At 62.5% G+C, this 8,953-nt stretch carries 6 protein-coding genes; 2 read left to right on the top strand and 4 right to left on the bottom strand.

Annotated elements, in window-relative coordinates:
- Positions 1 to 120: 120 nt before the first annotated feature.
- Positions 121 to 1,014, top strand: a complete 894-nt coding sequence (locus AD663_RS19435) for a DMT family transporter (protein ID WP_053214377.1) — start codon at positions 121 to 123, stop codon at positions 1,012 to 1,014.
- On the opposite strand, the gene AD663_RS19440 is transcribed toward AD663_RS19435, so the two are convergent.
- Positions 1,008 to 1,295 (bottom strand): SelT/SelW/SelH family protein, encoded by a 288-nt coding sequence (locus tag AD663_RS19440; protein ID WP_003184107.1) that lies wholly within the window; start codon positions 1,293 to 1,295, stop codon positions 1,008 to 1,010. The genes AD663_RS19435 and AD663_RS19440 overlap by 7 nt on opposite strands.
- Positions 1,296 to 1,365: 70 nt before the next feature.
- Between AD663_RS19440 and AD663_RS19445 the strand changes: the two genes are divergently transcribed.
- Complete coding sequence (locus AD663_RS19445; protein WP_053214378.1) at positions 1,366 to 3,555, top strand: patatin-like phospholipase family protein; 2,190 nt, start codon at positions 1,366 to 1,368, stop codon at positions 3,553 to 3,555.
- Between the two features lie 141 nt (positions 3,556 to 3,696).
- On the opposite strand, the gene AD663_RS19450 is transcribed toward AD663_RS19445, so the two are convergent.
- From AD663_RS19450 to recQ, 3 genes are all read right to left on the bottom strand, one after another.
- Positions 3,697 to 5,688, bottom strand: a complete 1,992-nt coding sequence (locus AD663_RS19450) for a FimV/HubP family polar landmark protein (protein WP_053214379.1) — start codon at positions 5,686 to 5,688, stop codon at positions 3,697 to 3,699.
- Between the two features lie 112 nt (positions 5,689 to 5,800).
- Positions 5,801 to 6,235 (bottom strand): MarR family transcriptional regulator, encoded by a 435-nt coding sequence (locus AD663_RS19455; protein WP_003184113.1) that lies wholly within the window; start codon positions 6,233 to 6,235, stop codon positions 5,801 to 5,803.
- A gap of 119 nt (positions 6,236 to 6,354) precedes the next feature.
- Entirely contained in the window at positions 6,355 to 8,481 is a 2,127-nt protein-coding gene (recQ, locus tag AD663_RS19460; RefSeq protein ID WP_003184116.1) for a DNA helicase RecQ, read from the bottom strand.
- Positions 8,482 to 8,953: the final 472 nt, after the last annotated feature.

Raw genomic sequence — 8,953 nt, forward strand, 5'->3', positions numbered from 1 at the left:
AGTCAACCTCTGCGCTGCCTGAAGTAGCGCTTTCGCGAGCAAGCTCGCCCCCACAGAAAACGCTCACATTGCCCCATTGTGTCCATCGCCAGTTCTGGTTTATCTGCCCAAAGGATCGCAATGACTCCCCGTACCGCCCTCGGCGCCCTCCACATCGGCGCACTCATGTTTGGCCTGACCGGTGTGTTCGGCAAACTTGCCGCCGCTTCGCCGGCGATCATCGTGTTCGGTCGCGCCGTATTCGCCGTGCTGGCCCTGGCGGTGTTTGCCCGGTTCGCCAGCAACACCCGCTGGCAGAAACTCCGGGCCGAGGACGGTCGACGCTTGTTACTGGGTGGGCTGTTGCTGACCGGGCATTGGGTGAGTTTTTTCATGGCGGTCAAAATCGCCGGGGTGGCCATCGCCACGTTGGGGTTCGCCAGTTTCCCCGCCTTTACGGTGCTGCTCGAGGGACTGATTTTCCGCGAGCGGATTCGCGCCAACGAAATCCTCCTGGTGGTGTTGGTGAGCATCGGCCTGGTGCTGGTGACGCCGGATTTCGACTTGGCCAGCGGCGCTACCACCGGCCTGTTGTGGGCTGTGGCCTCGGGCCTGCTGTTCTCGTTGCTGTCATTGACCAACCGCGCCGGCTCCGCTCACGTGCCGGCGGTGCAGGCTGCGCTGTGCCAGAACGTGGTGGTCGGGTTGTGCCTGCTGCCCATCGCCGCTCCGCAACTGAACGACGTGCGCCCTCTCGACTGGCTGTGGATCGCGTTGCTCGGCGTGTTCTGTACCGGCCTGGCCCACAGCCTGTTCGTCGCCAGCCTGGCGGTGATCAAGGCGCGCACCGCAGCCGTGGTCTTCGCCATGGAGCCGGTCTACGGCATCGCCATGGCCTGGCTGCTGTTCGATGAAAACCCGACGCTGCGCATGTTGGTGGGCGGCGCCGTGATCATCCTGGCAATCATCGTGTCGAGCCAACTGGGTGGTGGCACGAAAAAAGCCGGCGCGGGCGCCGAAGCCGCCTCTCACTGAACCCGGTCGTTGTGGCCCAGGTCCCGCTCCGGGTCGATCTGGTCGCGAACCCGTTGCTTGAGCACCTTCGCCTCGGGAAAACCACCATCGGCCTTGCGCTCCCAGATCTGCGTGTCGTCGCAGCTGATGTGGAATATCCCCCCGGTGCCCGGCACCAGGGACACTTTGCCCAAGTCGTCGCCGAAAGTGCTGAGCAGTTCCTGGGCCAGCCAGGCGGCGCGCAGCAACCATTGGCACTGGGTGCAATAGGTAATGACAACTTCCGGTTTGGGTTCGGCCATTGCAACGGACTCCTGAGTTCAAAGGCGTCGTTATAATACCCGCCTTTGACCGACCGACCCGAGATTGACGATGCGCCGCCTGCTGCCTTGCCTGCTTCTGTTGCTGTTGCCCCTGTTCGCCCAGGCCGTCGACGCGCCACGCATGAAGGTTGGCCTGGTGTTGTCCGGTGGTGCGGCCCGAGGCCTGGCCCACATCGGGGTGCTCAAGGCCCTGGAGGAGCAAGGCATCAAGATCGATGCCATTGCCGGTACCAGCATGGGCGCGGTGATCGGCGGGCTGTACGCCTCCGGCTACAAGATCGATGAGCTGGAAAAGCTCGCCTTGGGCATCGACTGGCAACAAGCGTTGTCCGACGCTCCGCCGCGCAAGGACGTGCCATTCCGGCGCAAGCAAGACGACCGGGATTTTCTGGTAAAGCAGAAATTGAGCTTTCGCGATGATGGCAGTCTCGGCCTGCCCTTGGGCGTGATCCAGGGGCAGAACCTGGCCCTGCTGCTCGAAAGCCTGCTGGCCCACGCCAGCGATACCCGCGACTTCGACAAACTGCCAATCCCTTTTCGCGCGGTAGCGACAGACATCGCCAGCGGCGAAAAAGTGGTGTTCCGCAAAGGCCACCTGCCCAAGGTGATTCGCGCCAGCATGTCGATCCCGGCGGTGTTCGCCCCGGTGGAACTGGACGGACGGCTGCTGGTGGACGGGGGCATGAGCGACAACATCCCGCTGGACGTGGCCCGGGAAATGGGCGTCGACGTGGCCATCGTGGTCGACATCGGCACGCCACTGCGCAACCGCAAGCAACTGATCACAGTGGTGGACGTGCTGAACCAGTCGACCACCTTGATGACCCGGCGCAATTCGGAAGAACAACTGGCGACACTGAAAAAAGACGACGTACTGATCCAGCCGGCCCTGGCGAGCTTCGGCTCAACCGACTTCGGCCGGGCCCGGGAAATGATCGACGCCGGTTACCGCGCCACACACATCCTCGATGCCCGCCTGGCCCGCCTGCGCCCCGCCGAGCCGCCCGACGCCGAATTGATGGCGGCACGCGCCCCGAGTGAACGCACGCCGGTCATCACCGCGATTCGGGTGGAGAACGACTCGAAAGTCGGCGACGACGTGATTCGCTACTACGTTCGCCAAAAGATCGGCGAGCCGCTGGACCTGGGTCGCTTGCAGACCGACATGGGTACGTTGTACGGCCTGGATTACTTCGAGCAGGTGCAATACCGCGTGGTGCACAAGGGCGCGGATCAAACTCTGGTGATCAGCGCGCGAGGCAAACGCACCGGTACGGACTACCTGCGACTGGGCCTGAGCCTGTCGGACGACATGCGCGGCGACAGTGCCTTCAACCTGGGCGCAAGCTACCGGGTCAACGGTATCAATCGCCTGGGCGCCGAATGGCTGACCCGCGCGCAGATCGGCGACAAGCAGGAGCTGTACAGCGAGTTCTACCAGCCATTGGATGTGGGTTCGCGCTACTTCATCGCCCCCTACGGGCAATTCGAATCGCGCAACGTGGAGTCGATCCTGGACAACGACCCGGTGGCCCAATACCGGGTCGAGCGCTACGGTTTTGGCCTGAACGTGGGCCGTCAGATCGGCAACAGCGGCGAAATCCGCTTCGGTGTGGGCCAGGCTTGGGGCAAGGCCGACGTGCGCATTGGCGATCACGACCAGCCCAGCGAGAACTTCAATGAAGGTTTCTACGAGCTGAAATACTCGTTCGATTCCTTCGACAACGTGTATTTCCCCCATGAAGGCGAAGACATTGGCCTGACCTGGCGCCAGTACGAACCGGGGCTGGGCTCCGACCAGCGTTATCGCCAATGGGAATTCAAACTGGACAAGGCCCTGAGCAGTGGCCCGGATACCTTCATCCTCGGTGGGCGCTACGGCCGGACCCTGGATACAGCCGAAGTGGTGACCTCAAGCTTCGTACTCGGAGGTGCACGGCAGTTGTCGGGGTTTCGTGAAGACGGGGTATCAGGGCAAAACATGAGCCTGATGCGCGCCGTGTATTACCGCCGGCTCACGCCCCGGGCCTACCTGCCGCTGGACTTCCCGCTGTACATCGGCGGTTCGCTGGAGCGTGGCCGGGCGTGGAACAACGACAACGACTTCGACAGCGGCTACATCAGTGCCGCCAGTGTTTTCCTGGGCTTTGACACGCCATTGGGGCCGCTGAATTTCAGCTATGGCTTCAATGACGATGACGAGCAGGCGGTCTACCTGAACCTGGGGCAAACGTTTTGATGGGCTGGGCGTTTGGCTGGAAATGATCGGAGACTGGCAGGCCGCCATCGCGAACGAGCTCGCTCCCACACGTTGTTCTAGCCCTTGGGAGCGAGCCTGCTCGCGATGAGGCCAGCAGACGCAACATCAAATCCAGGAAACTCAGCGAATCCCTGCCAGCAACACCCGGGCAGTCTGCTTGAGCGGTTCGTCGCCCTCCTCAAGCAGTTCCTCAAGCAGCGCCACAGCGGTCTTCAGGTCGCCATCATCGATGCAGTTCTGTGCCTGCTCCAGTTTGACCGAAGGTTCCGGTGACTCGGGTTCAAGGGCCATGCCATCGAAGGTGACAGGCTCAAAGGGCAACGGCTCCAGCTGCAGCGACTGTTCCTCATCAGCGAACGCATCGAGGAAGTCATCGTCCAGCGACTCGGTTTCCAAGGGGGCTTCCCACTGCAGCTCGGGTTCGTCGAAGCTTGAGAGCGACAGGCTCTCGGAAACATCGACAACGGGCGGCGCCGCGGTTTTTTTCTCAATGGACGTATCCGGGTCATCAGCCAGGTCCCAGCTGGTTTCCATGGACAGCGCGTCCAGGTCGAGCTCGAACTCGTCGCTGGCGATCCGCTCAGGCTCAGGCTCAGCTGTCGGTGTCGGTGTCGGTGTCGGTGTCGAGGATTCTGGCGCCGTCACCACCGCAGCGGTGATCGGGGCGACCTTGGGGTAGCGTCCGCGAATGTCCGCCAGCGTTCCCGCATCGACGCCCTGGGCCAGCAAATGCTGTTCCTGCACCTGGAAGCCAATCACGTCGCCCTGCTTGCCCAGTACCTCCAGCAACTTCAGGCCCAGGTCGGTACGCTCCGGCTCCGCCAGCAATGCGGAGCGCAGCAACCCGGCGGCTTCGGTAAAACGACCGTAGGTCAGGTAGATCCCGACACCTTCCAGTACGTCGCCCAAGGGCGCATCACCATTATTGAACGATGCGGCCGTCTCGTGCTGTTCCTTGCCGGAGGGCGACGCATAGGTATCGGCCGCCTCGTCCATCACCGGCTCGGGATGCAGGGACATCGGCTGCGAGTCGGCCTGCTGCTGCCGACGGCGAAGGAACAGCAACAGCGCGAGCCCCCCCAGCAAGCCCACCAGCCCGGCCATCCATAGCCAATCGATGCCTTCCGGCTCCGTGGCCGGCTCTGCGACGGGCTGCGCGTTTTCTACCGCCGCTGGTGCAGCAGGCACCGCTTGCGGCTGCTCCGCTGTCACCGGGGCCGGCGCTGTTTCAGCCAGTCGGGCCTGTAGTTCATCGATGTGCTTGCGCTGACTGGCGATTTCCTCGTCCTGGGCCAGGAGCCGGGTTTGCAACTGGTCGATGGTTTTCTGTTGCTGCTGGTTTTGCAGCACGCTGGCGGCCAATTGTTCGTTGGAAGCATCGGAAGCCGGGCTGGCAGCGGCTCCGGCAGCAGCCGTCGGCAACACCGCCGAATCGGGCAGCAGCAGGCGCTGGCCAATGGAGAGCCGGTCGCTGCCGGGGTTCAAGGCCTGGATGGCCTGCATCAACTCGTTGACCGACGCGTTGCTGCCGGCATCGTGCAAGCGTTTGGCGATGACCCAGGGATTGTCTCCCTGCACAACCGTGTAGCGCTTGCCTTGTACCGCTGCTGGCGGCTTGCGGGCAGGTATCGCCTGGCTCGGCATTGAAGGCTGTGGGGCTGCGGAAGAATCCTCGCGGGCAGGCACGATGCCCGGCGCGCCCGGCGGATCGATCAACACGGTGTATTCCCGCAGCACGCGGCCGTTGGGTTGACTGACCTGCACAAGGAAATTGAGGAATGGCTCCTCCACCGGTTTGCTGGACGTTACCTGGATGAAGCTGCGCTCGCCGCGCAATACCGGCGTGAAGCGCAGGCTATTGAGAAAAAACAGTCGCTCCACGCCCGCACGACTGAAATCGTCCGGGCTCGCCAGGCTGGCCGACAGATCACCCTCGCCGAGCCCGGCCACATCGAGCAGGGCGATTTCGGCGCGCAATGGCTGGTTCAGGGCGGAGTGGAGGGTGATCTCACCCAACCCAAGCGCAGCCGCCAGGGCCGGATATCCCAATATACCCACGACGACCGACACGTTGACCCAACGGCGCAACGTGGACTGCAGACTTCCAAGCATGGGCATCCCTTTCGATTACCAGACTGAGCGAAACGCATCCGATACGAACGCTTAGTACTGGTTATAGTTCGCTAACCGCCGAATCTCAAAAGACGGAAGGCTGGGATTTACCTCAGGATTTTTCCAGATTGGCCAGGATCGTGCCGTGGACCCGCATGCACACGCGCATGTCGGCCTCGTCGACGCCCTCGAATAACTCCCGGCGCAGTTGGGTGGCGATGGTTTCGATTTGTTCGATCAACGGCCTGGCCGGCGCACAGAGCACGATTTTCTTCGCCCGGCGATCCTCCGCCACTGCCTGGCGCTGCACCAACCCCTGGGTTTCCAGGCTGTCGAGCAAACGGGCCAGGGTCGGGCCTTCGACGGCAACACTCTGGGCCAGTTCGCGCTGGGTCGGCGCCTGTTCGAAACGGGCCAGGTGCAACAGCACCAGCCAGCGTGCCTGGGACAGCCCCAGCCCGGCCAGGCGACGATCCAGCTCGGCGCGCCAGCCACGAGACATTTGCGCCAGTTGCATGCCAAATCGGTGTTGATCGGTTAACGGCATATAAGAACTCATCAGATCGAAAATAGAGAAAAACTAATTATTAGTCAGCTAAGCATGAGCTTTGGATTCAGGCAAGGTTTCACCCCGTACTGAATCGTTAAAGGCGTCTAACTGATTGATCAAACTTCAAATTCCGACTGCAACGCGGCGCGGACGCAGTACAGGACGCCTTCCGGAACCCGACCGACAAACAGCGCGGCAACGTCCGAGACCGGCGGCAACTCGCCTTCGCCATCCAGAAATGCATCCTGCACCTCGCCCATCAATTCCTCAGGCAGGTCCAGCGCTTGTTCCAGGGACAATTGCTGCTGGCCGATGGCCTCGGCCAGCATCGAATAGACGTTTTTCTCGGAACACTGCAATTGCCCGGCGATCTGCAGTGGCGTCATGCCGGCCCGAGCCAGCGTGATGAGCTCATGGCGTATGTCGGCCACAGCCTTGGGAGCCTCGGCCTCGCCGCCCAATACCTGGAGGAACGCCTCGCCATAGCGCTCCAGTTTGCGAGCACCCACGCCGCTGACCCGGGCCATGTCGGCCAGGGAAGCGGGTTGGCTGCGCAGCATCTCCAGCAGCGTCGAGTCAGGGAAAATGACGTAGGGCGGTACGCCATGCTCCTCGGCCAGTTTGCGCCGCAAGGCACGCAAGGCTTCCCATTGATCGCGCTCTTCGCCGCGCACCAGTTGGCTGGCCTGGCTCTTGCTGCTCTTGATTGCCGTGGCCGGCTTGAGATCACGACGCAGCTCAAGGGTGACTTCGCCCTTGAGCAAAGGCCGGCAGCTCGCGCTCAGGCGCAGGCCGCCGTAGCCTTCCAGGTCGATGTCGGCCAGACCGCGGGCCACCAGTTGTCGGAACAATGATCGCCATTCACTCTCGGTGCGGGCCTTGCCTACGCCGAACACTGAAAGGTGCTGGTGGCCAAAGCTGCGGACTTTCTCGTTGTCCTTGCCCAGCAATACATCCACCAAGTGCCCCACGCCATAGCGCTGGCCGGTGCGAAAAATAGCCGACAACGCCTGGCGGGCCGGTTCAGTGGCGTCCCAGGTTTCCACACCATCGACGCAGTTGTCGCAATGCCCGCAAGGCTGGGGCATGTCTTCATCGAAATAGGCGAGCAAGGTCTGGCGACGGCAACGGGTTTCTTCGCACAGCGAGAGCATGGCGTCGAGCTTGTGCTGCTCCAGGCGCTTATGGCGCTCGTCACCTTCGGAGTTCTGCAGCATTTGCTTGAGCATCACCACGTCTTGCAGGCCGTAGGCCATCCAGGCGTCGGCGGGCAAGCCGTCACGGCCGGCTCGCCCGGTTTCCTGGTAATAGGCCTCAAGGGATTTTGGCAAATCCAGGTGCGCGACAAAGCGCACGTTGGGCTTGTCGATACCCATGCCGAACGCCACGGTGGCCACCATGATCAAGCCTTCCTCGTTGAGGAAGCGCTTCTGGTGATACGCCCGCAGGTCGTTGGGCAGGCCGGCGTGATATGGCAACGCTGGAAAACCCTGCTCGCAGAGGAATGCCGCCACTTCATCGACCTTTTTGCGCGACAGGCAATAGACAATGCCGGCATCGCTGCGGCGTTCGGCCAGGAACGCTAGCAACTGCTTGCGTGGCTGCTCCTTGGGCACGATGCGGTAGAAAATATTGGGTCGGTCGAAACTGGACAGGAACCGCTCGGCGTCCTGCAGGTGCAGGCGCTCGACGATTTCTTCGCGGGTACGTTTGTCGGCGGTGGCGGTCAGGGCGATGCGCGGTACGTCGGGGAACAGTTCCGCCAGTTGCCCCAGTTGCAGGTATTCGCGGCGGAAATCGTGGCCCCACTGGGAGACGCAGTGGGCTTCGTCGATGGCGAAGAGGGCGATGTCCAGGCTTTGAAGGAACGCCAGCATGCGCGGTTGCACCAGGCGTTCCGGCGCCAGGTACAGCATCTTCACTTCACCGCGCTTGATTCGCGCCGCCAGGTCTCGCTGCTGCTCGGCACTGAGGGTGGAGTTCAGCGCGGCGGCGGCGACACCCAGTTCCTCGAGGGTCGCGACCTGGTCGTCCATCAGCGCGATCAGCGGCGAAACCACCACCGCCAGGCCGTTGCGCAACAACGCCGGCACCTGGAAGCACAAGGACTTGCCGCCGCCGGTGGGCATCAGCACCAGGGCATCGCCACCGCTGGCTACGCGCTCAATAATGGCACCCTGGCGGCCACGGAAACTGTCGTAGCCGAAGATGTCCTTGAGGACGCGTTGAGCCTGTTCGAGCATAGAAACTCCAAAAATCACCGAAACATCCCTGCAAGGCTGGTTCAGAATCACAAACGCTGCACCGGCAAATCGTAAGGGCGCGTTTCGAACCGGCGGGACGCCGCAGGGCATCACAAAACGCGGCAGTATACCCGAGGCCTTCGCTGCAAAGGGCGCTGCTGACAAGAGGTGCGTGAGAGATGTGCTGGAGAGGCGCGAACCCCGTGGCGAGGGAGATCCCGCCGCGTCTTCGACGCTGCGCTGTCGCGCAGCAAACAGTTCATCGTAAATTGGAAGAACGCGCGCGGGGCAAAGGCCGTAACCAGCACTGGTGTGTCAGCACCCGAGAGGGAGAGTGACCTGCACGGTATCGGCGTGGAGTCGTTGATGGCACGGCCAGGCCGTGACCTCGTATAAGAGAGTGAATCCTTTCGCCACCGTGTACCCCGCGCGCGTCATTCAATCCTGCGAGGAATTGCCATGGCGCGCAAGA

This window comes from Pseudomonas sp. Q12-87 (assembly GCF_001269755.1).
GTDB classification, from domain to species: domain Bacteria; phylum Pseudomonadota; class Gammaproteobacteria; order Pseudomonadales; family Pseudomonadaceae; genus Aquipseudomonas; species Aquipseudomonas fluorescens_S.

What these genes read in the sequence shown, in the direction of transcription:
- AD663_RS19435 (WP_053214377.1), top strand. Translation starts at nt 121, where the DNA reads ATGACTCCCCGTACCGCCCTCGGCGCCCTCCACATCGGCGCACTCATG.
- AD663_RS19440 (WP_003184107.1), bottom strand. Translation starts at nt 1,295, where the DNA reads ATGGCCGAACCCAAACCGGAAGTTGTCATTACCTATTGCACCCAGTGC.
- AD663_RS19450 (WP_053214379.1), bottom strand. Translation starts at nt 5,688, where the DNA reads ATGCTTGGAAGTCTGCAGTCCACGTTGCGCCGTTGGGTCAACGTGTCG.
- AD663_RS19445 (WP_053214378.1), top strand. Translation starts at nt 1,366, where the DNA reads ATGCGCCGCCTGCTGCCTTGCCTGCTTCTGTTGCTGTTGCCCCTGTTC.
- AD663_RS19455 (WP_003184113.1), bottom strand. Translation starts at nt 6,235, where the DNA reads ATGCCGTTAACCGATCAACACCGATTTGGCATGCAACTGGCGCAAATG.
- recQ (WP_003184116.1), bottom strand. Translation starts at nt 8,481, where the DNA reads ATGCTCGAACAGGCTCAACGCGTCCTCAAGGACATCTTCGGCTACGAC.